This window comes from Bacillus carboniphilus (assembly GCF_020524035.2).
Lineage (GTDB): Bacteria > Bacillota > Bacilli > Bacillales > JAIVKR01 > Bacillus_CC.
The window spans coordinates 1,898,062-1,922,893 of record NZ_CP129013.1 but is presented as its reverse complement, the minus strand read 5'-3'; the positions used below and the strand labels follow the sequence as shown (position 1 = coordinate 1,922,893).

Here is a 24,832-nt window from a genome sequence, read left to right as displayed (position 1 = left end):
AAGTAAAGATTTCTTTTAAGATGGTATTAACCCAATTTGTATAAAAAATTTTACATAACGATTAACAACTGCTTGGGTTGCTTTTTTAGTTGAAGGTTTCAGCTAAAAATTGTTCTCTTCTTCTTGTATTTGGTTTTATAGTTCGCTAAACGTGTGCTTCCGCTTTTCTTTAAACAAGCATGTATAACTTTGATTTCGTCCCCATACATATAAGTAACAATATAAGTATAAGAGGGGATACGTATGACCTTCTCTAAAAGAATATTTCTACTGTTTATCGGTATTCAAATTGCAATTGTTGGCGCAATTATGTTTATATTAGATCTAAATATATATAACCATTACCAAAAAGATTATTCGCTTGTCGAGCTTTTGAAAATTGTAACGAGTCAAACTTCATTTTATTTAATTATGGTTGGTTTTATTTTAATCATTATGGTCGTTTACTATCCAAAAACAAAAAAGTAGCATAATGAATTATGTAATGAAGAAACAATAAGATGAGGCAATGAAAAATACATCAATCAAAAGAAAGGTGAATTCACCATGTTCTTTTTTCCAATTGATATACTGATATTACTTGCTTTCGGTCTTACAATATGGGCACAATTTAAGGTGAAAGGAAATTTTCAAAAGTATGAAAAAGTTACAGCTTCTTCACGTGTCACTGGAGCAGATGTTGCAAGACAAATACTTAATAAAAATGATTTAACAAATGTACTTGTACAACATGTGAAAGGGAGTCTAACAGATCACTATGATCCTGTACAAAAAGTGGTTAGGTTATCAACCCCTGTCTATCGTGGTCATTCTATCTCCTCCATTTCAGTAGCTGCACATGAAGTTGGACATGCTATTCAACATAAAGAATCATATGGAGCGCTTGTATTACGACATAAATTGTTTCCTGCTGTCAATTTTAGTTCGAGCATCGCTCCTTTATTATTAATTGGAGGTATTTTATTCGGGAGTCTAGATTTGATTGGTCTTGGGGTTATTTTCTTTTCGGTAGCTGTTCTATTTCAACTCGTTACCTTACCTGTTGAATTTAATGCTAGGCTCGCGAGCAAAAAGAATTTTATTAGAAGAAGGAATAATAAACAATCATGAAGAAATGGGCGTCAATAAAGTTTTAAATGCAGCTGCATTAACTTATGTTGCGCCGCTCTATTATCTTTGTTACAGCTTTTCAAGTTTTTGTTGATTTTTATGCAAGGAAATCGGGATTGATTCTTTTTATGGAGGTGAAAGAGACTAACTCAAGAAAAGTATTTCGTACTATAGAAACCATGATGAAAATTAAAATACTTCTCTTGCCTTCATTAGTCTATAACATTGATATTAGTAAAATTTTTAGCCGTAGCTTTGTTAATCTCTTTAACAGGTTTTTTTGTTGCCACCGAATACGCCATCGTTAAAGTAAGACGTACGAGGATAAAACAATTAGTTGACGAAGGGAGCTCGAATGCTCGAGCACTTTTAAAAATAATCGACAATCTTGATGAGTATTTATCCGCCTGTCAGTTAGGGGTGACGATTACTGCGCTGGGACTAGGGTGGCTAGGGGAATCAACTATTAAAGCAGTCTTGGATCCACTTGTTGGTGCTTTGCCATTAAATCAGTCGATAACGACGATCTTATCTGTAGGTGTTGCTTTTGCTTTTATCACTTTTTTAAACGTTGTATTTGGAGAATTGGCTCCTAAAAGAATTGCTATACAGAAAGCAGAAGTCATTGGATTGAGATTGGCAAAGCCTTTATTGATGTTCAAAAAAGTGATGTACCCTTTTATTGTTATTTTAAATCAATCAGCTAGAATCGTTTCCGGAATGCTAGGGGTAAAAAACACGCAGGGGGCTGAGGCAGCTCTTAGTGAAGAGGAACTACGTATTATCTTGTCTGAAAGCTATAAAAGTGGTGAAATAAATCAGTCTGAGTATCAATATGTCGAAAGAATTTTCAATTTTGATAATCGTGTAGCTCATGAAATAATGGTTCCAAGAACAGAGATGAGAACATTAACAACTAATAGTACAGTTCCAGAATGCTTAAACTATATGAAAAGGGAACGATTCTCTCGTTATCCTGTTATAGAAGCGGACAAAGATCATATTATTGGGGTTGTCCATTTAAAAGATTTATTTTATGGTATACAAAAAATAAATATAGATGAACTATCACTGTCCCAATTTACTCGTCCTGTTATCACCGTACTTGAAACGATATCCATTAATGAATTGCTTCTCAAGATGCAATCAGAACAAAGTCATATGGCGATTTTAGTCGATGAATATGGAGGGACTTCCGGTTTAGTAACAGTGGAGGATATTCTTGAGGAAATCGTCGGAGAAATAAAAGATGAATTTGATGAAGATGAAATATCAGACATTCAAAAAAAGGATGAGGATTTTTATATAGTAGATGGAAAGTTGTTGCTCGAAGAAATAAGCGATATATTAAATGTTCAAATAAAAGATGAAGACGTTGATACAATAGGGGGTTGGCTTTTAAAGAAAAAGTTTAATATAGAGGAAGGAGAAGAAATAATAGAAGGCGCCTTTTCTTTCAAAGTAATTGAAAAGGAAAATTATCATATAAAAACGGTGGAAGTTAGAAAGAATACATTATAAAATGACAAAGATCCGGAGTGAAAGGGAAAGTTATTTGGAACTCTCCTTTCACTTTTGCAATAGCTGGATATAAAAATTGTAAAGAGAGTGAATGGTGTTATGACTGAGACTTGGTGGAAAGAAGCAGTTGTTTATCAAATCTATCCAAGAAGCTTTATGGATGCGAACAATGATGGAATAGGAGATTTGCAAGGAGTCATGTTAAAGCTGGATTATTTGAAGGAACTTGGAATCGATATCATATGGATATGTCCAATGTACAAATCCCCCAATGCGGACAATGGTTATGATATTAGTGATTATTATGCCATCATGGAAGAGTTCGGGGATATGAATGACTTTGACCTTTTATTAAAAGAAGTTCATAATCGAGGGATGAAGTTAATTTTAGATTTAGTCATTAATCATACAAGTGATGAGCATCCATGGTTTCTTGAGGCAAGGAAAAGTAAAGGCAGTAATAAAAGAGATTGGTACATATGGAAAGATGGGGTAGACGGGAAAGAGCCAAATAACTGGGAGAGTATTTTTGGTGGTTCTGCATGGGAATACGATGTGCAAACAGGTCAATATTACTTACATGTTTTTGATAAGAAACAGCCAGATTTGAACTGGGAAAATAAGCTGATGAGAGAAGCCATATATGAAATGATGAATTGGTGGTTAAATAAAGGAATTGACGGGTTTAGAGTCGATGCGATCTCACACATAAAAAAACAACCTGGTTTACCTAGTTTGCCGAATCCTAAACAACTAGAGTATGTACCTTCTTTTGATTATCATATGAACGTAAAAGGGATTATGGATTTTTTATTTGAGCTCAAAGAGCAAACGATTGCACAATTTGACATAATGACAGTCGGCGAAGCAAATGGTGTGAAAATTGAAGAAGCTGAGCAATGGGTAGGAGAAGAAAATGGTATTTTTAATATGATCTTTCAATTTGAACATTTAGGGTTATGGGATACAGAATTAGAAGGGTCAGTTGATGTAGTTGAATTAAAGAAGACATTGTCTAAGTGGCAAGAGGGGCTTCACCTTAAAGGTTGGAATGCTCTTTTTATTGAGAATCATGATCAGCCGCGAGCAGTTTCTGTTTGGGGAAACGATGAACAGTACCTTAGTGAGAGTGCAAAAGCACTAGCTGTTATGTATTTTCTTATGCAAGGAACACCTTTTATCTATCAAGGTCAAGAAATCGGAATGAAGAACGTTCATTTTTCGACAATTGAACAATATAATGATGTAGGGATGAAAAAGTTTTATGAGATTGAAACAGAGAAAGGTCGTAGCCATGAAGAAGTCATGAAGATCATCCAGAAGAAAGGAAGAGATAATTCACGAACACCTATGCAATGGAACGACACTATGAATGGCGGATTCTCTAAAGCAACGCCATGGTTCGGAGAAAATAATAATTATATTGATACTAATGTTGAACAACAGCTAAAAGAAGAAGATTCTATTTTGAATTTTTATAAGAAACTTATCCAACTACGCAAATATAATAAATTATTTATTTATGGAAAGTATGAATTAATATTAGAAAATCATCCACAAATATTTGCGTATCAACGTTCATTTAAAAATGAAATAGCAGTAGTAATTGTAAATTTAAGTGATAATGAAGCACATTATCAAAATGAAGACATTTTATTGAGTTCAGATTATTTAGTCATGACAAATTATCAGAGCGACACTCATTATAATATCACGAGCTTTTCTTTGAATCCTTATGAGGCAAGAGTTATATCAAATGAAACAATGAAGGGAATAGGGCGTCTCAAATGAAAGAGGCTGCCCCGATTCTCGGAAAATTAGAAAATATAGGGTTTTTTTAAATTGTGATAAGTATTGATAGTTAGGTCTAGTTACTTGCGAGAGCAAGTAGGCAGAACGAGTGGCTCCAGGTATTCTAAATTGATTTATCTCTTCAATCATTTCTCTCCCCGTTTTTATACCAATCCCATGTCCAAAATACAAATCGTTTTGTAAAATAATACAGTTCTCACCTCTCCATTCAGGAGTTAACGGGTTAACATCTGGGTTTTTAAAATAAACACAATCACCTTGCAAATAGTCATTCCCCTCTTTTGTAATGACTCCAAGATCATCATCATAATGCCAATCGTAAAGTGTTAAACCACTAAATAGTTGATCAAACTGTTCTTCTTTGATGGATTGTAAAGCCGCTTTATAAAAAATAATAACGATAGCCGTTGCGCACTCAAACGCATACTTTTTTCCGTTGAGAAAAATATCTCTAATTGCGTCACGAGGTCTTATTCCACTTTTAATAACGAAGGCTCCTCGATTGGTTAACCTCCAATACTTAGGGTTGCAAAATGATTCCTTAAAAACGGCGAAGGTGACCCCACTCTTATTTAAATCTACGCTTGCTTTCATCGTTTGTTTTCGAAAATACAATTCAAATGCTAACTCTTGTAGATTGTTGTACTGATAAACTTCTTTATATTGAATCATTTTAGATAAAATTTCTCCATAGCTTCCCATCAAACTACTGACCGCTTGTTGAGAAATAGGTTGATATTGAATTTGAATCATGGCTATCCCTCCTCCTTCAGCCTATTCATTCAATCAATTTAAGGACACTATATTTTTAAATTGTGTGTTCAAAAAAGTAGGGGGAAAAGGGCCGAGAAGAACGAGGTGACTGTACTTAGTTGACGTTCCTTTACTTTGCGTCGCTAGACGGGTGCATGCGCTTTTATTTCAGAGTAAGAAAGTATAAAAATCTGTCCTTATTCGGATGGTGCTTTTATTTTTGTCTAGCTCCAGCGCCCAACGACTCGTAAGTTTTTCGACGCACAGGAAGTGCTAGCATCATCGTTGTCCACAGGACGTGGACGTCTTTAGATGATGTTCCATTTCTCTATGATAAGTCAACGGAGACGCCTCCAGGAGGGAGGTGGATCTACGTTGCCACAGGACGTGGCTGAACTTAGTAGATCCTCCGCTTTCGGGCTTTTCGTGTTTCCTTTATCTCATACGAAGTGCTCAAGCCCCTTCGTCGTTAAACGGCCGCTTGCGCTTTTATTTTCTTATTGACATTCTATTGACACATTCACTGATTATGATTTATTTAACATCACAAACAAGGAGTGCAAGTAAAGATGATAAATAAATTGAAACAAAAACATGTAATCGCACTTTTAGGAATTATGGTACTAGCATTTTTCTTAAATATTTATAACATTGCTCAAGATGGATGGGGAAATGAATATTATGCAGCCGCTGTTCAAAGTATGATGCAAAGCTGGCATAATTTCTTCTTTTTATCTTTCGACCCTGCAGGATTTGTCACAGTTGATAAACCACCTTTTGGTTTTTGGATCCAAACAATGTTTGCAAATGTGTTTGGGTATAAAGGCTGGGTATTAATTCTTCCTCAAGCACTAGCAGGAGCCTTGTCAGCAGGGATGATTTATCTCATTCTTACGAAGCGTTTTAGTAAAGCAGTAGGGTTAATGGCAGCTTTGTTTTTTACACTAACGCCAATAGCAGTTGCTGTAGCAAGAAATAACACGATTGATAGTTTATTAGTTTTCGATTTATTAATTGCCACTTGGTTGTTATTTAAGGCAATAGACGAAAGAAAGTGGAAATGGTTATTTATTGCAGCTTTTCTTGTGGGATTAGGATTCAATATTAAAATGCTTCAAGCCTATATGGTGATCCCGGCGTTTCTACTTATCTTTTGGATTGGTGCAAAGGTTTCATGGAAAAGAAAGATTGTTCCAACTATAGTCGCAGGAGTGATTGTAGGATGCGTATCCTTTTCATGGGCATTTGCAGTTGATTCTGTATCAACAGAGGATCGTCCCTATATTGGTAGCTCCGAAGATAATACCGTAATGGAATTAATATTTGGTCATAATGGTGTATCCCGCCTAGTTGGAGGTGGCGGGGGAGGCCAAGGTGGCCAACAACAAGGGGGTCAAGGGAATCAAATGATGGTGCCTGGTCAAGGTGGTCCAAATGGTGGTCAAGGTCCATCGGGTCAAGGCGGAACGAGTGATGGTCAAGGTCGGTTTGGTCAGGATGGTCCAAATGATGGTCAAGGTCAAGCTGATGGAAATGGCGGTGGAATGGATAATGAAACAGGATCGGAAAGTATTTTAAGGTTATTTAACCAACAGTTATCTGGTCAAATAAGCTGGTTAATTCCTTTAATTTTGTTTACATGCATCGCCATCTTTAGTAAAGTGAAAAGCTTTCGTTTAACTAGAAAGCAAGAAATGACACTCTTTTGGTTAAGTTGGTTTGTACCAATGGCGATTTTCTTTAGCTTTGCAGGATTTTTCCATAGATATTATCTAGTGATGCTTGCTCCAGCGATAGCAGCTCTAGCGGCTATTGGGCTTGAGCAAATGTGGAAAGATTGGAAAGTAGGAGAGACTTGGAGAAAATGGTTACTACCTGTAGCTTGGATCACTACGGTAGTATATGAAATGTCCATTGTGTGGTCTTATGAAAGCGTCAGATCGTGGATGATACCTTTAACAGCTATTATCGGTGTTGCAGGATTGGTAGTTTTATTTTTAAACACAAGTCCTCAAATGAAAAAGATAGCAGCTATTTTAGGAATCTCTACATTGTTAGTGGCACCTGGTTACTGGGCGTTAACGCCGATCATCTATGGAGCATCAAGTTCATTACCATATGCAGGTCCAGATTTAGACAATGACCAGAAGGGTGGGCCAAGTGGGGATTCAAGTTCGGCTTTACAAGACTATCTCGTTGAAAACTATCAAGAAGAAAGCTATTTAGTAATGGCGGAATCTTCACATGACGTTTCAACAATGATTATTGAAACAGGATTACCTGCTGTAGCCTATGGAGGTTTTAACGGAGGAGACAATATTCTCACACTTGAAATGCTTCAAGAGTTAGTTGAAGAAGGAAAGGCAACTTATATCATGGTAAGTAATCGTCTTTCTCAAGACATTCAAGATTGGATAAGGGAAAATGGAGAGCTTGTTCCGGAATCTGAATATAGTGATGAAAATACGCAATCAATGGAAAAAAGTAGACAACAAGGTCCTGGGAAAATGGGTGGATCTTCCGATTTATATAAATTAAATTAGGAGTGAAAATGATGAGAAAAATGGTTTCTATCATTGTACCGATGTTTAACGAAGAAGAAGTCATTGAAGAGTGTTACATGAGATTGAAAAATGTCATGAATCAATCTGGATACAGATATGAATTAATCTTTGTAAATGATGGTAGTAAAGATAAAACGTTAGAAAAGCTTGATGCTATATACAGACGTGATGATCATGTAAGGGTACTCAATTTTTCAAGGAATTTTGGTCACCAAATTGCCATTACAGCTGGTATGGATTCAGCCAAAGGAGACGCAATTGTGGTGATTGATGCAGACTTGCAAGATCCACCTGAAATTATTAAACAAATGATTGATAAATGGGAAGAAGGATACGAAGTCGTATATGCAAAGAGAAAGGAAAGAAAAGGAGAAACGTTTTTCAAAAAAGCGACAGCTTCAATATTTTATCGAACACTTCGCTCATTAACAAGCGTAGATATTCCTTTAGACACAGGAGATTTCCGGTTAATTGATAGGAAAGTGTGTAACGCACTTTCCTCTATCAAAGAAAAAAATCGCTTTGTTAGAGGATTGGTTAGCTGGGTAGGCTTTAAACAGTGTGCATTAGAATATGAACGTGAGCCACGTTTCGCAGGAGAAACAAAATACCCGCTTAAAAAGATGATGAAATTATCTTTAGATGCCATTACTTCGTTTTCGGATAAACCATTACAACTTGCCATTTATTTAGGTTTTATGACTTCTGGTTTTAGTTTTATCTACTTGGTGTATGTTTTAATGATTAAACTATTTACTGACTCGACTATTAGTGGCTGGGCATCGATTGTTTCAATTAATCTTTTCTTCTTTGGGGTCATTCTCATGATTTTAGGAATCATTGGACAATACATCGGTAGAATTTACGACGAAGCTAGAGATCGCCCTTTGTATATTATTGAAAGTGAGCGAAACAAAAGAAAGGAAATAAAACGTGATTCGCTTATTATGTAAGCGAGTCCTCGCCCTTATCAGTGCTAATTTGGAAAGATATCAACAGTTTCTACTTTTTTCTATCGTAGGTATATCTAATACAATAGTAGATTTTATCACGTTTTGGATGATGTATGATCTATTAAATCTTCATTACTTGATTTCTCAACCGGTTGCTTATGGGGCAGGAGTTGCAAATAGTTATTTTTGGAATTCAAGGGTTACCTTTCAAACATCATCAAAATCAAAAGCTACTTTTCTTAAGTTTGTCACAGTGAATATCCTTGTTTTAGCTTTCACCATGTTGTGTATGACCGCATTATCAACCTTTTCAATTATTGTAAGTAAGGGAATAGCAACCATCTTAGGTGTCGTTCTTAACTTTTTTTTAAGTAAGCTATGGGTATTTACCAATTAAAACGGAGGGATTGACATGAAAATTAAAAAAGCGATTATACCAGCAGCAGGACTAGGAACTCGATTCTTACCAGCCACAAAAGCAACACCAAAGGAAATGCTACCAATTGTTAATAAACCCACAATACAATATATTGTGGAAGAAGCTTCTCAAGCTGGAATAGAAGATATTATTATTGTAACGGGAAAAGATAAACGAGCCATTGAAGATCATTTTGATCGAGCAGGTGAATTAGAACGTACATTAAGTAATAGAGGGAAAGATCGTTTGTTACAAGAAGTGAAGTCTATATCAACATTAGCCAACATTCATTACGTTAGACAAAAAGAACCGAAAGGATTAGGAGATGCTATTCTTTGTGCAAAAAGTTTTATTGGAGATGAGCCTTTTGCTGTTTTATTGGGAGACGACATTGTCAGAGGAAAAAAGCCAGCTATTAAGCAGTTGATGGAACAACATGAGAAAAAAGGCTCTTCTGTCATTGGTATAAAAAGAGTACCGTTACAAGAAACAAGTAGGTATGGGATCATTGATCCTGTGAGTAGAGAAGGAAAGCTTTATCAACTACAGACATGTGTTGAAAAACCTAAAAAAGAACCCTCCTTCTCCTTTAGCAATCATGGGACGTTATGTATTAACAGCAGAAATCTTTAAGCACCTTCAAAAAATAGGGACAGGAAGCGGTGGAGAATTTCAGTTAACGGATGCGATTGTTTCCTTAATGACTGAACAAAAGGTGTATGCTTATGAATTTGAAGGAAAACGCTATGATGTAGGGGAACCTCTAGGGTTTATTCTTTCCAACATTGAAATGGCTCTCAATGAATACCCAGAGTATCGTCAAGCTCTGATGGAATATATGAACAACGCAGTCAACCAGGGTATGAAACAGATTATATAACTTGTATCAATATCAGTGCTTTTAGGTTAAACTAAAAGCACTATTTTACATAAAGATAATTTTGCAAGGGAGATAACATGGAAAAAATATTAATTGTTGAAGATGAACAATCGATCGCACGTGTGCTAGCAGCTTATCTTCGAAAAGAAGAGTATGAAGTCAAACTGGCTGAAGACGGTGTCAAGGCACTAGAAATCCTAGAATCTTTTCATCCTTCTTTAATTTTATTAGATGTGATGATGCCGGAGAAAAATGGATGGGAGGTATTAAATGAGGTTCGTGAAAAATATTCAATTCCTATCATTATGATCACAGCGTTATCAGATACAGATAAAAAACTGAAGGGGTTTAACGAAGGAGCAGACGATTATATTACAAAACCATTCATTGGAGAGGAAGTAGTCGCTCGTGTTCAAGCAATGTTAAGAAGAACGGGGAAAGTGCTAGAACGTGAAGATGTACGTTATTACGGTTCATTAAGATTCGATAAGGTTAGTCATCAAGTCTACTTAAATGGTGTAGAAGTGATGTGCACACCCAAGGATAAAGCTCTGCTACTTTTTTTCTTAGAACACCCAAACCAAGTGTTTACAAGGGAACAACTGATTGAACATGTATGGGGAATTGATTATGAAGGAAGTGACCGAGCGGTTGATTTATCGATCAAGCGTCTTCGTAAGTCATTAGGAAATTGGCCAAAGGAAGAAGGGGAAATAAAAACATTGAGAGGAACGGGGTATCAGTTCTGTGTTTGTGAATAAAAAGAAATCACCACTCATACACATTTGGACTAGGCGGTATTTTCTTACATTATTAATTGGTTTGATTGTTTTTGCTTTAATAGCAATAGTTTGGATGAGACAAACAGAAATGAACAATCGACTAGAAATAATAAAAATAAGAATACAAAATGTAGCGGAAGATGTAGTAATTAACGATCGATTGAAAGATAACACTGAAATTGAAAGAATTGTGATGAGGTTAATGCAAAACGGGGAAAGAGTTGAGCAATTACAGCACTTATTTATTATTGATCAACATCATGAGGTACAGTTTAGTACCTTTAAGAAACAAGCGAAGCAATCAAATGAGCTTCCTATTATTGATCCGGTTGCCCAGTTTATTCTTGAAGAAGTGAAAAATGTTGAAGTTTCTGAGGATACAGAAGTGGAGACAATAAACTTACCTGATAATCGTGAAGGGTATTTAATTATTGCACCTATAACAAATGAAGAAGATGAAATTATTGGGAATGCAGTTGTTTTTCAGCCAAAGGAAAACGTTTTATCAAAAGAACAGATTGGTTTGTTGATCGGATTTTGTATTATCATCGGAATGTTAGGATGGGTAACGATTTACTTGATGTTGAAAAAATTAGCAAAACCAATTCAAGAGATAGCAGATGCAGCTAACCAAATAAAAAACGGTGATTATCATATTGATCCAATATCAGAAGTAAGAGAATTGGAGTTGCATCAGTTAAATAATTCGTTTCAGGAAATGGCAAAAAGGCTAAAAGAATTAGAGCAAATAAGGACGGAGTTGTTAGCTGGAGTTACACATGAATTGAAAACACCTGTCACTTCTATCAGTGCTTTAATTCAGGCCGTAAAAGATGGTATTGTCAGTCAAGAAGAAGCAAAAGAGTTTTTAGCAATTTCCTTAAATGAGACAAAGCGTCTTGAGACAATGGTGGAAGATTTGTTGGATTTTAACAGTTTTTCATCAGGAGCATTGAAGGTTAATTTGTTGAGTGTAGATGTTGTTGAAATTGTCAAAGAAATTGTGTATCAATGGCAAGTAGTGCACGACGAGTCGAAAAAAATAAAGATAGATATTAAAAGTCATACCAAAAATACCTTTGCAGTTGCAGACCCTCATCGCTTCCAACAAATATTAATCAATTTATTGAATAATAGTAGCCAAGCTATGAATATGAAAGGGATCATAGAAATCCATGTTTATGAAGAACAGCAATATGTCGCCATCGATGTGAAAGATAATGGACCAGGAATTCCTGAGGAAGAACAACCGTTTATTTTCGAACGGTTTTACCGAGGGGAAGATAAAAAGCATAAAGTAAGAGGTTTAGGTCTAGGTTTATCATTTAGTCACCTACTTGCTCATGCGCAAAACGGAGACCTTCAGTTAACGGAAAGTTCAACTAAGGGTACAACATTTACATTAAGGGTAAAAAAGAATGAAGGAGAAGGGGTCTAATCCCTTCTCCTTTACTCTTTATTTCTTTATTCAGGTAAGGAAGCTAGGTTTTCGGCAATGTCCTTGTAATAGCCTTTAATATCACTAAAACCAAGAGTGTCAGAAATATCTATTCCGATAAAGTCTGTGTGATCCCAACGGTATTGTGTAGGGTTATAGTTCCAAACCCCTTTTTCGAATTGTTGACTCGTTACTGCCTTAGCGGAATGACCTATAGGGTACTGGGAGGAAGGAACACTAACAAGTCCGTCATTTGGATACCATGATGAGTCTATTCCATAAAAAATGTCATCGTATCGGCCTAAATAAAAGCTAGTCGTGTAAAAAAGTGGATTCATTGAAAGTAAAGGAAGACGATACTGATTTATAACAGACTTATAAGTGGCATCCCCCGTATAAGAAAAATAATATATGTCTTCGTATGTTTTTACTTGGTTGTTGAACTCATTAGCTCCCTCTAGGGAAAGATCGAATTGAGAGGTGTCGTTTGTTTCCCAAAAAGCATTATTGAAGAGTCGGTCAATATACGAATGAAGTGATTCATCAGATTGACGTTTGAGCCCCCAGTGATCTAAATCAAAATCGTAGTTAAAAGAGTTTCCTGTATGTGTTTCCATTAAAGAAAGATATTTCCATATTAAAGATTTAATTAGAGGAAGAAAATCTTCAGATTCGTTTGATATAGCTGAACCGTTATGGGGGGTAGCGAGTGTGGTTACACTATGAACCCAATCTTTTCCTCCCTCAAACAATGATGACATGGCCTCCTCTTCAGGATGGTTTTCATGATATGTTTTTTCTACTTCGCTACCTGATTTCAAGAACTCTACTAGTTGTCTTGATGATTGTCCTCCCATGCTGTGGCCTAACAAATGAATTTTATTTGTGCTATTCCAATCATTAATAACACCAGGGAATGTATCTCCATAGCGATCATGACCATGTTGATTTGAATGAGCTTCTGCACCATAATCAACGGTTCCACCTTTAATGTAAGCATATAGTTCAGCTGCACGATCCCAGTTACTTGATACTGGCCCAACGGCTGGAACGTGTGTTTCAAACCCTTTTTTATTAAGATGGGATTGAATGTTATTTAGTCCACCCCAATAATTAAAGCCACTAATCTCCTCACTACCCCAACCACCAAGTCCGTGTACTAGAACGATAGGATACGCATTACCTGATGAATCCGCTTTCATTTGAGGGGTTAAAAGAATAAAAACCAAACCTACTACGATTATAAAGCTCATAAAAAGTTTCATAACTTCCTCCTTTTTTATTAGTCTACTCTAATCATAAGAGTTTTAAGCTGATTGACCAATAGGTCAATAGATTCGAAAAATATTATATAAAAATTTATGTATAATTATATAAAAATTTTAGATATTTAGTTTACTAAAATGTCTAAACCCATATTTATTTCTAATTTCATATTTATTTTTAAGCATATGGAGCAGTAGATAAAAATGATAGAATACAGACAATTATTATGCCATAAAAGTAAGAGTTTTTTTCTACTAGGTAAAAAGAATGAAAATCAAAAGAAAGAGAAGCGTTTATTATTTGAAACAATGCCTTTTGAATCATCTTTTTAATTTCGTAATAAATACTGTTGTTAAATATTAATAATATTGCTAATATAAAAAATATTCAGAAATATAATTTGGTTTATAGGGAGGAGAAAAGCATTGAAAAAGAAAGCACGTATTGTATTGATGATGTTGTCTTTGCTTGTTCTGGCTTGCTCACCTATGTTTATTCATGCAGAAAAAGCTTTTGCCAATGAAGAGAAACAGAAGGTAAAAGTGTTAGATGTCAACACGAAAGAGGAAAGAACAAAAGTGGCTCAATCAGGAGCTGTTATTGAAGAGATAGGTGAAGACTATGTTGTAGTGGTAGGACTCACTTCAGAGATTGAACAGATTAAGAAGGATTTCAAAATCCAAAAACAAGAATTGCTTAATGATTATGCGAAGATCTTTGATTTTCCCCCTAGTGATTCAGAGTATCATAATTATGATGAGATGGTTGAAGAAATAGAACAAGCAGTTGATGATCATAGCGACATTGTTGAGAAATTCACTATTGGAAATTCTTATGAAAACCGAGATTTAGTTGCTGTCAAAATTAGTGATAATCCAACTGTGGATGAAGACGAGGCTGAAGTGCTTTACGTTGGATTGCATCATGCAAGAGAACATTTGACGGTTGAAATGACTCTTTATTTACTAGAATTGTTTACGGATAATTATGGATTAGACACTCAAATAACGGACTTAGTGAACTCAAAAGAGATATTTATTATTTTTAACTTAAATCCTGACGGAGGAGAGTATGATATTCAAGATGGAGGTTACGATTTTTGGAGGAAAAACCGTCAACCTAATAGTGGTTCATCTTATGTGGGGACAGACTTAAATCGTAACTATGGTTACAACTGGGGATGTTGTGGTGGCTCAAGTGGAAACCCTTATAGTGATACGTATAGAGGAACAAGTGCATTTTCAGCTCCAGAAACAGCAGCTATTCGTGATTTTATTGAAGGAAGAGTTGTTGATGGGAAGCAACAAATTACAACAGCTATATCTTTCCATACGTATAGTGAGTTAATTCTCTATCCATACGGCTATACGTATACAGATGTTCCTAGTGATATGTCCCAAGATGATTATGACGTATTTGTCGAGATGGCTGAACAGATGGGAGCGTTAAACGGTTATACGCCCCAACAATCAAGTGACTTATATGTTACAGATGGAGATATGTCAGATTGGGCTTATGGTGATCAAGGAATCTTTGCCTTTACGTTTGAAATGTATCCTACTAGCTCGAATCCAGGTTTTTATCCACCAGATGAGGTCATTGATGAAGAAACCGAACGAAATAAAGAAGCGGTTCTTTATTTGACAGAACAAGCAGATTGTCCGTATGGCGTGATTGGAAAAGAAGGTCAGTATTGTGGTGACGATGGAGGAAACGATGGGGAAATCGTTTTTGAAGATGACTTTGAGTCAGATAAAGGATGGACCCCTAATCCTAATAATAATGACACCGCTACAACCGGTAATTGGGAACGAGCCAATCCAGAATCAACTTCTTATAGTGGAATTAAGCAACAGGGCACCACGCCTAGTGGTAGTTATGGATTAGTAACAGAAGGAAGTGCTGGATTTTCTGTTGGAAGCAATGATATAGATGGTGGGAAGACGTCCATTCGTTCTCAAGAAATAATCTTGCCATCAGATGGTGAACTCACGCTGACATTTGCCTACTATTTAGGTCATTATTCAAATGCAACTTCGGATGATTACTTCAAGGTAAAAATAATTAAGAGTGATGGAAGTGAAGATCTTCTTTATGAAGAATTAGGTTCTTCAACCGATCAAGATGCCAATTGGTCAACAGAATCTTTTTCTTTATCGGAGTATGCAGGTCAAACGATCTTTCTTCAATTTGAAGCAGCAGATGAAGGAAGTGGTAGCCTCGTTGAAGCAGGCGTAGATGATGTAAAGGTTATAAAAGAGTAAGAAGAAAGAAGGAACAAAGCTCCCTTTTTTAGAAAAGGGCGCTTTGTTAATCTTTAATTACTTGGCTCATTAGGTTCTTCGGGTTCCTCACTACCTGGATTTTCTGGTTCATCAATTTTATCTTCTCTTGAATCGTCCTCTTTTTCTTCGTCTTTATTCTCCGATGGTTCTTCTTCAACCCCTTCTCTAGATTGTTCCTCAGTTGAAGTCTCGGGTATCCCTTCTTCTGTTTCATGTTCGTCAGATTGTTGTTGAGAGCTTTGATTGTTATCTATTTTCTTTTCTTGTTCTGTCTTATTCTCACTGGTCTTAATAACAACAGATTTGTTGCTAGTAGTGGTAGGCGGAGTATCAGCTACGTTTAAACTGGAATTTGTCTCGTTTTGTTTTGCTATGATTGCCATGTTATAGGATTGTTGTTGATAATTATCTTGTAAAGAGTTGAAACGATCGAATAATATCTCTTTTGGTTTTTCATCTTCGACTAGCGCAATTTGATCATCTATCTCTGCTAATTTCTCTTCAATAATGTCGAGATCAACTCCATTTAATGAGAGAGATTGTTCAATTTCATCCAAAGAATGATTTATGTCTATAACGGTTAAAGATTTTGTCATGAATTTTTCAAAAGTTGATAGCTTGTATTGAATGGCTTGAGTAACTTCATTTTTCTTTAAGTTAGAGAGGTTTTTCTCTTCAGATTCTAACAGATGATTCAAGTCATTGATAGCGGCTATTGTTTTTTTGCCTAGAGGTAATTCTACATACAAACTTGATACTTCATTAAATTGTTCAAAAATATTCTCGTATGTTTTTAAAGTTTGAAAAAGTTTACTAGCTTCATCTAACGGTTCCTTCACTTCTTTGTCAAGTATGTCTTGTAATTCCTCTTTGTTTCCAATCATAAATTTCCCCATATATTCATTTGTTTGAAATAGTTTTGCAGATGTATTTATGTTTTCACTTTCGAGGTCATCTAGAGGAAGTTTTTGGTCATTTAAAATATAAGAGGTAAGGTCATCTAATAGAAAAGATAATTCTTTTGAAGACCAAATTGCTTCATCTATTTGTTGTTCTGCTCTTTGGTAATTATATAGGCCATATGCAGTGAGAGTAACTACGATGGTCAATAAGCCTGTTATGAATAAAATAAAAATTGTTTTATTTCTCTTCTTCTTCACTAAAACCAACTCCAAAGCCTTTTTGTTTATATCGGAATATAGAATGGAATGTTAAGAACTATAGAGCAATTGTGAATTTGCAATAACACCCACTTTCCTGTTTTTTGATTATTAAAAAAGACATAAATTAGACACACTATTCTTCATGGATATTTCACATTTAATTTGTAAAATTTTTAATGGAAAGGAGAGAGGTAGATGAAAAAATGGTTAGTAGTTATAATTTGTATGTCTTTTATTTTTACTGTTGGCTGTGGAAATAATAATGAAAATGATACAACTGAATCAGAAACTACTGAAAAGGTGAATGAAGAAACAAAAATGACTGAAGTTGATAGCGAGATGAAAGAACCGAGTGAAGAAACAAAATGTGCTTATTGTGAAATGATGGTCTATCCAAAGGATCATGATATGGGCGTATTTTCTGCACAAGGAATCACTTCAGAAGGAAATAGTCTGTTCTTTGACGATATCGGTTGTATGTTAAATCAAGAAAGAATGGATAAGATAACATTAGAAAAATATGTTAGAGATTACAATACAGATGAATGGATCAAGTTAGAAGAAGCAACCATTGTAAAAGCTGAAATTAAAACGCCGATGAATTATGGATATGCATTCTTTTCAACTAAAGAAGAAGGACAAACGTTCATTGATGACTTAGGCAGCGAAAAAGCATCCTTTTCTACAATAAATGATATTGATGAAGTAGCAAGTCATCGTCACATGAAAAAGATGGAGAAAATGAAAGATGGAGAAGGGATGGGCCACGATGATAAAGAAAATCATGAGGGCCATGATATGAGTGATGAAGATAATGAGGAAGACAACCACGATTCTCATTAATCATTATAAATAAAGGAGCTAAGACATAGTTTTAGCTCTTTTTTATTGATGAAGAGAGGTGAACTAGATGAGAAAATGTTTTTTTTTATCACTCTTAAACTTGTTGCTTTTTGTTTTTGCTTCACATTCCTTTGCAAGTGAGTCCGTTCAGCTAAAAATCGATCAAGCAAAACCTGGTGCTACCGTTTACATAGAAGAAGGAATATACATTGAACCAATTAGCATTAATAAATCAATTAACCTGATTGGAAAAGGGAATGTAGTGCTTAAAAATCAAACTGAGCAACCATACATTTTAATAAAAGACACAGCAAATGTTCATGTAGAGAACATTTCAATTGAAGGATCAGATAAAAAAACAACTGGAATAATGGTAAATAATAGTGAGGGTGTAACGATAAAAGATGTTCAACTATCAAGTATGAAAAAGGGAATTGAATTAACTGAAGTAAAGAGCAGTCAATTACACAATGTCATTATAAATGGTATCGAAGGTCATTTCTCTAATAAAGGAAATGGAGTTACGTTATATAATACAATAAATATTGCTCTTTCCAATTTCCACATTGATTCTTTTTTAGATGGAATTTATATTGAAAATGATCAAGGAGCTAAAATCTTAAATAGTCAAGTCTCTAACTCACGTTATGGTATCCATTTGATGTATACAAGGGATAATGAGGTTGTTCAAAATGAATTAGAAGATAATATCACCGGTATTATGCAAATGGTGACTTCAAACACGTTGATTAAAGAAAATCTCATTGCTCATCAGTCGGATTATAACGGATATGGTCTAGTGCTTTTTGAAGGAGAAGACGCGACAATTCAAGACAATCGCTTTGAGTATAATCAAGTAGGCTTGTCTTTGCAAAAGGTAAGAAAATCAACAATCAAGGATAATGTAATTAGTGGTAATCAGACGGGCGTCCAATTTCTAAATTATAATTCAACCAACCTCTTTAACCAAAATCAACTTTATGGAAACATATTATCCTCCATTTCTGGTACTGAAGGAGCAATTGTGACTGAGAATTTTTGGGATGACTATACAGGGTTTGATATGAATCATGACATGTTTGGCGATACTCCATATCATTCTTCAGATTCCTTTGCGAAGCTCATAAACCAACATCAAGCATTTCAATTTTTTTTCGAATCACCCGCAGTAACGATGCTTAACAAGTTAGAGAAAAAATTATCAATTGACTATGAAAGTGTGGTTATAGACCAAAAACCATTCATTCAATCTGCTGAACAGGAAGGTCAAATCTCTTTTGATAAGAGTTTGTTTGGACTTTCTATTTTGTTAATAGGAGGAGGAGTTGTTTTATGGAGAAGAAGTTCAAGCTAACCTTGTTTTTTATGTTGGTATTTTTTGTTTCAGGGTGTAGTGAACAGGATTATAGTCCTAAGGAAATCAAAAAAGAAGTGGATGTATGTCTTGTTTGTAATATGAGTATTGTTCATGAAGGTTACGAAGCCCAAGTCGTTTTAGCTAATAAAGATCATCTTATGTATGATGATATTGGTTGTTTAGTACAGGATGTTCTTCAAAAAGAAGATAACGAAATTGGTGCTAGCTATGTAAAAGAGTATGGAACAAATGAATGGATTGAGGTGAGTGATGCATTTTATGTGTTTGATCCTGTACTTTGGACACCGATGTCGTATGGAGTTGTTGCTTTTTCTACAAAAGAAGCTGCCGATCAATTTATTAATCAAGAAGGAAAAGGGAAGCTCCTGTCCTTCGACGACTTGCAGCAACATGAGTGGGGTGTTCATCATCAATGAACAAATTAAAAGTATTTATTTCGTCTGAACAAAAAAGTATGTTTAGGAATCGCACGTTCTTCCTGTTCGGCTTACTTTTTACATTTTTATTAATGACAATTACGAGTATTCAGCTTTTTTCATTGCCACCTACGGCTTCCTTTACAAGGTTTTCTGCTTCTATTTTAAATGTATTATTATTCTTACTACCTTTGTTTACATTGACGATTGGTTCTTTATCAATCTCTACCGACGTTGAGTCTAAATGGTTCTCGCTCATGAAGACATATCCACTAAATATGATGAGTTATACGACAGGAAAGCTAATTTCATTGTTTTTCTCTTTTTGTACGATGTTAATCATAGGATTTGGCTTTGTGATTTTATTTTATTCTCTTCAACGTGGTCATCATTTGGATTGGTTATTATTTTTCCTTTCGATCGGTACGGTTGCAATTTTTTCTTCTTTATCAATTTTAATAGGGTGCTTGGCGACAAACCGAATACATAGTTTATCTTTATCATTAACTGTATGGGCGTTTTTCTTACTTATCTATGATTATATGATAATGTCTTTAGGTACGATCGTGTCGGGAAATCTATTGAAGAATATGGTTATTGTTTTAACATTTACTAATCCAGCTGAATGGCTTCGAACAGGGTTTATGATTTATTCTGGTTATTCTTCTACTCTTGGACCGGTCTATTATGAATTTTCCAGCTTTTTTTTATCACCAATAGGAATGACTGTATATGTAATCATTTCAGGACTATGGGTTGTTATCCCCATCTTTATCAGCAATTTTATTTTGAAAAGAAAGGAGAGTTAATCCAACTTGATTGAAATCAGTCAACTTTCAAAAAAATATCGAACAGGAAAAATAGGGTTTCAGCCTTTTACTTATCAAGTTCCTTTAGGACAATGTGTGGCGTTACTAGGTGGAAATGGAGCTGGAAAAAGCACATTTTTGAAATTATTAACGAACAATATTCGTCCAACAACAGGTCAAGTGAACTGGGGAGAAGATCAATTTGCTTATATGCCAGACGACCTTGAGTTCCCAGCAAACTTAACAGCGATAGAAGCCATAAAATTATTGGGGACTTTAAAAAAAGTCGATAGTAAGAAGTGTAATTCTTTATTGAAAGAAGTTGGTTTATATGAAGTAAGAAATGAACGAATCAACACGTATTCAAAAGGAATGAAACAACGGTTATCGTTTGTTCAAACGCTATTGTCTGATGAAAAGGTACTTTTATTAGACGAGCCAACAAATGGCTTAGATCCATACTGGGTTAAATGGTTAAAGAATCGACTGCTTGAGGAGAAAAGTAAAGGGAAAACGATCGTTTTTTCAACGCATACTTTATCATTTGTTGAAGAACTAGCGGATGAAGTATTGTTTTTTTATGAAGGAAAGGTTATTCTTCAAGATAATGTAAAGAGCCTTTTACAAGAATCAAGGTCACTTGAAGACGTCATTGTCGAAAAAATAGAAAAGTTAATCATGAAAAAGGATTAACCTTTTTGAAGGTGGTCAAAAATACAGAAGCCAAGAATGACGATTTTATCGTCTACTTGGCTTCTGTATTTTTTTAGAAATTAATAGAAGGACCCCGCGGCAGGAATATCAAGGATGGTTTACGAATATATCATTTGAATACGGAAAGTGTTATGAAGTGATTACTTAATAAAAAGAGGAGTGTTTTTTTTTAGAAGTGCGTGTTCAAAAAATAGGGGGAATAGGGCCGAGAAGAACGAGGCGCCTGCTTAAAGGAATGCAGGCTAAGTTCAGTCACGTCCTGTGACAACGCCTGTGCTAGCACATCGTGTGCGCCTGAGGAGTCGAATAGCGAGACAACAAAGTTATTCGACAGCAATTTTTCATGACTTTTTGAACAACATCTAGAATGAATAATAGAAATAATTATTTTATACCAGGATGTCTTTTATTAGGGTTAGGGATTGGATTAGCGATTGGTCATGCAGGTTCAGGAATTTTGATTGTCCTTGGTATTGGATTTTTGTTAACTGCAATCGTTCCTAAAACGTCTGACAAAAAATAATATAAGAGAGACGAAGAGTGATTTAAACAATAAAAACGACGCTTTAAAACTCAAATGTTTCCCAAGAAAATAATTAAAATAGTCCCTTCATTAAAAATTAGGATTGTTAATAAAAGGAGAAGAGTATTATGAAGAAAAAGTCGATGTTTTTTATTACCATGATCATCGGTATCATTGGACTATTTTTGTATCTGTATCGGAACGATCTATCCTTATTTATGAGTGAGGATATTATTCTTGAACCGATGGAAATGAGTGAACGTGAAGAGGGAATTGTTGATGCACTAAAAGGTAACTATACCTTAGCGTACGATATATCTTCTAGGAAGTTAGATCGATATACTGTAGAACTTTGGATTGAAAGATACCTCGATGGAGAAAAGTTAGAGGAGTTTTTACATAAAAGTAGTTTCAAACCAGAGTCTTCAGTAGTTAGTATTCTATTTGATGAATTGACGATCGATCAAAATGAAGAACAACAAAGTGATACTATTCTTAAAGCAAGTTTCATCGATAATGAACAGCATGATCATACGCAATATGTTTATCATGAAAATGACCAAAGCATTTTTGCCACTATTTTTAGCATGCTTGAAGAGGAGACTGAGATTGAACTTAATAAAGAAAATGTCATCGCACTCAAAAAACTTACTTCTTCTGAAAAACCGATTGGTTCGATAACAATTGAAGGATTAACGGAGAAAGACCTTGAAAATATTGTGCGAACGAGTGAATGGCTTTATATCTATAAGATAAAAGTAGTTGATGGGAAAGTAGGTAGTGAGTGAGTTAATGGTAGTTACTAAGAGTAGTAGATAAAAAACAGTGAATTTTACATATTCTTCTTTTAGAGGTTGTTTAAAAAAGTCCTAAAAAAATGTCGGTTGAATAACTTTGTTGGTTTGCTTTTCCGCTCCTCCGACGCACAGGAGGTGCTAGCGCAGGCATTGCTCTCGCTACGTGGCTGAACTTAGCCTGCGTTCCTTAAGCAGACCGCCTCGTTCTTGTCTAGCTTCGGCCCTTACATCGGAGACGCCTAAAGGATTTAGGTGGATCTACGTTAGTCACAGGACGTGACTGTTCTTAGTAGATCTTCAGAAATAGTCAAACATCTAGTGAAGGTAAAGAACACCTTCACCTTATGTTCTCCTTATGCTGGTCGGGTGTGAGCAAAGGGCTTCAGCTTTTCTATTCAGCGTCCTTTTTCCCCTACTTTTTAAACATGCACTTTCACTGTTTATTTATTTTTCACTTAGGAATAATAACCACATTTTCATTAGTTACAGCGAGCCACGTATAGAAAATAGCTACTTGTTGAATTTTTTTATCGTCCATACCTTCACGCTATAGCCCTTTTCTTCTTCTGGAGTACTGTTATCCAATCTATTAATCTGTTCTTATATGCTCGTATTTGAGCATAGTATAAAAGAAGGTAGTTTCAGAGGTTGACTACCTTCTTCCTCAAGTAGTTCTCCGATAACAAATGCTTCAGATGGGTTAACTACTTGCATTACTTCTTCATTTGGTTCAATTCTATTGTTTATAAGCACTTCTTTGATTTTTAACTCTTCAAAAGATTGCCTGTTTCCGAAAACCTACTAAAACAACGTCTCTTTCATTTGATGATGAAATCGTACCGATATCTAGAGGCTCTGTTTGTTTGAAAAAAATTAATAGACACAAAAGTAACCCTACTAGAAAAAAGATCCTATTAAGCTAACAATTTTCTTCTTTTTTAAACAGCACCTTTTCCATATATATTAATATTGAATGGGTGATTAAGGGATAAATATAAGAATTCGTTTCCTTTACTACTATATGTTATAACTATAATACCAGAACATTTAAGAAAGAAGTGGTAGAAATGCAGTTATCAATAAAAGCAACGGGAGAAAATGTTAGGGTTTTATCCTTTTTATTGGCAAAAAACCCGCAAAATTTATATGAAAGAAAGCAAAATGGTCATTTAGTTAGATTGTTTTACAATACGTTTGAAAAGAATGAGGTGGAAGCGACTATTTTCGTTACGCCTGATCCAATTGAATTGGTAAAAAATAGTTCCGAACGATACGACATCACTTCGTATATAAACGATCGAGAGTTTGCCATTAGTAGTATTTTTTGCTCCCTTACTCGATCAGCTCTTGGCACTGCTCTTAATGGAAAGCCAAAAGAAGAATATTCAAAATGGGTGAGTCATTGTTTTAATTTAGAATTCAGTTTTGGACCAATAGCTTCTGATTTATCGGACCAGCAAATAATTGATCTTTTTGCTCCCATAGGATATAACGTTTCTATATCTAAAGGCGACACGAATTATCAATTTGACTTTAAAACAGTCAGCTCGGCTAGGTTTGTTCAAATAGAAAAGAAAACGACGTTACATATGGGATTAAGACAATTGTTTGTTCTAATACCTGTTTTGGATAATTATAAGCATTATTATATAGATGAGAAAGAAATTGAAAAAATCGAACGATACGGGGAAGGATGGCTCGATCTTCATCCGCAAAGGAACTTTATCTTAAAAAGATCGTTAAGGTTTAAGGAAGTCATTCGGTTAGTTGAAGATATTCAACCAAATGAAAGTAGAAAGAGTAAAGGATTAAATGATTGGCGTTACGAAACCATCATTGACCATATCAAAAAGCTAACAAAGCATGAGTCTATTATTGATTTTGGCTCTGGTGAAGGAAATTTGTCGTTAAAATTAGGATTTTTAAAAGGAGTCAGAGAAATTTTAGCAGTAGAACCGTCATTATCATCAGCAACAAAGGCAAGAAAACGCTTTGAGGAAGCAAGCGAAGAAAAGGGATTTTTATACCCAATACCGATAATAAGCTCACTTTTTTACTTTGACCGAAGGTTAAAAAATAAAGACATTGTTATTTTATGTGAGGTTATTGAACATATTGATTCATCAAGACTTCCAAGGGTGATGGATATGCTATTGCATCAATATCAACCCAATAGTTTGATAATTACAACGCCAAATAGAGAATATAATCAGGTTTATCAGTTAGAAGATGAGTATAGACATGGTGACCATCGGTTTGAATGGACACGTGAAGAGTTTAAAAAAAGATGTCACACTTATAACCAACATAGCAAGTATGATCTTTTTTTCTATGAAATAGGTGAATCTCATGAACGGTTTGGAGCACCTACTCAAATGTGTACATTTATAAGGAAGGAGAAATAAAG

21 protein-coding genes and 2 pseudogenes are annotated in these 24,832 nt (G+C 35.1%); 19 read left to right on the top strand and 4 right to left on the bottom strand.

What is annotated here, in order from left to right; all coding sequences use genetic code 11:
* The first annotated feature begins 243 nt into the window (after nt 1–243).
* The 4 genes and pseudogenes from LC087_RS09820 (at nt 244) to LC087_RS09805 (ending at nt 4,422) form a co-directional block, all read left to right on the top strand.
* A complete protein-coding gene (locus tag LC087_RS09820) occupies nt 244–468 on the top strand; it encodes a YuzI family membrane protein (RefSeq protein ID WP_226540202.1) in 225 nt (74 codons plus the stop codon).
* A 78-nt stretch (nt 469–546) separates the two neighbouring features.
* Nucleotides 547–1,230: pseudogene (locus LC087_RS09815) on the top strand (zinc metallopeptidase).
* A gap of 105 nt (nt 1,231–1,335) precedes the next feature.
* On the top strand, nt 1,336–2,631 hold the full coding sequence (locus LC087_RS09810; RefSeq protein ID WP_226540200.1) for a hemolysin family protein: 1,296 nt from the start codon (nt 1,336–1,338) through the stop codon (nt 2,629–2,631).
* Between the two features lie 99 nt (nt 2,632–2,730).
* Nucleotides 2,731–4,422 (top strand): glycoside hydrolase family 13 protein, encoded by a 1,692-nt coding sequence (locus LC087_RS09805; protein WP_306019534.1) that lies wholly within the window; start codon nt 2,731–2,733, stop codon nt 4,420–4,422.
* Here LC087_RS09805 and LC087_RS09800 read toward each other — a convergent pair.
* Entirely contained in the window at nt 4,384–5,196 is an 813-nt protein-coding gene (locus tag LC087_RS09800) for a protein-glutamine gamma-glutamyltransferase (protein ID WP_306019533.1), read from the bottom strand. The two genes, LC087_RS09805 and LC087_RS09800, sit on opposite strands and share 39 nt — an antisense overlap.
* 569 nt (nt 5,197–5,765) lie before the next feature.
* On the opposite strand from LC087_RS09800, the gene LC087_RS09795 reads away from it, so the two are divergent.
* The 6 genes and pseudogenes from LC087_RS09795 to LC087_RS09770 all read left to right on the top strand — a co-directional run bounded on the left by LC087_RS09795 (nt 5,766) and on the right by LC087_RS09770 (nt 12,231).
* Nucleotides 5,766–7,739: an ArnT family glycosyltransferase gene (locus LC087_RS09795; RefSeq protein WP_226540197.1), complete on the top strand. Its 1,974-nt coding sequence runs from the start codon at nt 5,766–5,768 to the stop codon at nt 7,737–7,739.
* An 11-nt stretch (nt 7,740–7,750) separates the two neighbouring features.
* The gene (locus LC087_RS09790; protein WP_226540195.1) at nt 7,751–8,713 is read left to right on the top strand and encodes a glycosyltransferase family 2 protein; all 963 of its coding nucleotides are present in this window, start codon (nt 7,751–7,753) and stop codon (nt 8,711–8,713) included.
* Complete coding sequence (locus LC087_RS09785; protein WP_226540190.1) at nt 8,694–9,110, top strand: GtrA family protein; 417 nt, start codon at nt 8,694–8,696, stop codon at nt 9,108–9,110. Before LC087_RS09790 ends, LC087_RS09785 begins: the two co-directional genes overlap by 20 nt.
* 15 nt (nt 9,111–9,125) lie before the next feature.
* Nucleotides 9,126–10,011 (top strand): annotated as a pseudogene (galU, locus tag LC087_RS09780) (UTP--glucose-1-phosphate uridylyltransferase GalU).
* Between the two features lie 77 nt (nt 10,012–10,088).
* The gene (locus LC087_RS09775; protein ID WP_226540186.1) at nt 10,089–10,772 is read left to right on the top strand and encodes a response regulator transcription factor; all 684 of its coding nucleotides are present in this window, start codon (nt 10,089–10,091) and stop codon (nt 10,770–10,772) included.
* Nucleotides 10,759–12,231 carry a sensor histidine kinase gene (locus LC087_RS09770; RefSeq protein ID WP_226540184.1) on the top strand — a complete coding sequence of 491 codons (1,473 nt, stop codon included), beginning with the start codon at nt 10,759–10,761 and terminating at the stop codon, nt 12,229–12,231. The genes LC087_RS09775 and LC087_RS09770 overlap by 14 nt, the downstream gene beginning before the upstream one ends.
* Before the next feature lie 26 nt (nt 12,232–12,257).
* On the opposite strand, the gene LC087_RS09765 is transcribed toward LC087_RS09770, so the two are convergent.
* Nucleotides 12,258–13,496: an esterase/lipase family protein gene (locus LC087_RS09765; RefSeq protein WP_306019532.1), complete on the bottom strand. Its 1,239-nt coding sequence runs from the start codon at nt 13,494–13,496 to the stop codon at nt 12,258–12,260.
* A 426-nt stretch (nt 13,497–13,922) separates the two neighbouring features.
* On the opposite strand from LC087_RS09765, the gene LC087_RS09760 reads away from it, so the two are divergent.
* Nucleotides 13,923–15,761: a M14 family metallopeptidase gene (locus LC087_RS09760; protein WP_226540180.1), complete on the top strand. Its 1,839-nt coding sequence runs from the start codon at nt 13,923–13,925 to the stop codon at nt 15,759–15,761.
* Between the two features lie 53 nt (nt 15,762–15,814).
* On the opposite strand, the gene LC087_RS09755 is transcribed toward LC087_RS09760, so the two are convergent.
* Nucleotides 15,815–16,942, bottom strand: coding sequence for a ring-infected erythrocyte surface antigen domain-containing protein (locus LC087_RS09755; protein ID WP_226540179.1), 1,128 nt, complete (start codon nt 16,940–16,942; stop codon nt 15,815–15,817).
* Between the two features lie 198 nt (nt 16,943–17,140).
* Here LC087_RS09755 and LC087_RS09750 point away from each other — a divergent pair, with 198 nt between their 5' ends.
* From LC087_RS09750 to LC087_RS09720, 7 genes are all read left to right on the top strand, one after another.
* Nucleotides 17,141–17,788, top strand: coding sequence for a nitrous oxide reductase accessory protein NosL (locus LC087_RS09750; RefSeq protein WP_226540178.1), 648 nt, complete (start codon nt 17,141–17,143; stop codon nt 17,786–17,788).
* 67 nt (nt 17,789–17,855) lie between these two features.
* Complete coding sequence (locus tag LC087_RS09745; protein ID WP_226540176.1) at nt 17,856–19,142, top strand: right-handed parallel beta-helix repeat-containing protein; 1,287 nt, start codon at nt 17,856–17,858, stop codon at nt 19,140–19,142.
* Nucleotides 19,121–19,582 carry a nitrous oxide reductase accessory protein NosL gene (locus tag LC087_RS09740; RefSeq protein ID WP_306019531.1) on the top strand — a complete coding sequence of 154 codons (462 nt, stop codon included), beginning with the start codon at nt 19,121–19,123 and terminating at the stop codon, nt 19,580–19,582. Before LC087_RS09745 ends, LC087_RS09740 begins: the two co-directional genes overlap by 22 nt.
* The gene (locus LC087_RS09735; protein ID WP_226540172.1) at nt 19,579–20,391 is read left to right on the top strand and encodes an ABC transporter permease; all 813 of its coding nucleotides are present in this window, start codon (nt 19,579–19,581) and stop codon (nt 20,389–20,391) included. Before LC087_RS09740 ends, LC087_RS09735 begins: the two co-directional genes overlap by 4 nt.
* A 6-nt stretch (nt 20,392–20,397) precedes the next feature.
* Nucleotides 20,398–21,084 carry an ABC transporter ATP-binding protein gene (locus LC087_RS09730; RefSeq protein ID WP_226540170.1) on the top strand — a complete coding sequence of 229 codons (687 nt, stop codon included), beginning with the start codon at nt 20,398–20,400 and terminating at the stop codon, nt 21,082–21,084.
* A 388-nt stretch (nt 21,085–21,472) separates the two neighbouring features.
* Nucleotides 21,473–21,628 carry a hypothetical protein gene (locus LC087_RS09725; RefSeq protein WP_226540161.1) on the top strand — a complete coding sequence of 52 codons (156 nt, stop codon included), beginning with the start codon at nt 21,473–21,475 and terminating at the stop codon, nt 21,626–21,628.
* Nucleotides 21,629–21,756: 128 nt separating this feature from the next.
* Complete coding sequence (locus tag LC087_RS09720; protein WP_226540160.1) at nt 21,757–22,416, top strand: hypothetical protein; 660 nt, start codon at nt 21,757–21,759, stop codon at nt 22,414–22,416.
* A 609-nt stretch (nt 22,417–23,025) separates the two neighbouring features.
* Here LC087_RS09720 and LC087_RS09715 read toward each other — a convergent pair.
* Nucleotides 23,026–23,178, bottom strand: a complete 153-nt coding sequence (locus tag LC087_RS09715) for a hypothetical protein (protein WP_306019530.1) — start codon at nt 23,176–23,178, stop codon at nt 23,026–23,028.
* A gap of 314 nt (nt 23,179–23,492) precedes the next feature.
* Here LC087_RS09715 and LC087_RS09710 point away from each other — a divergent pair, with 314 nt between their 5' ends.
* Nucleotides 23,493–24,830 (top strand): methyltransferase domain-containing protein, encoded by a 1,338-nt coding sequence (locus tag LC087_RS09710; RefSeq protein WP_226540152.1) that lies wholly within the window; start codon nt 23,493–23,495, stop codon nt 24,828–24,830.
* Nucleotides 24,831–24,832 lie beyond the last annotated feature (2 nt).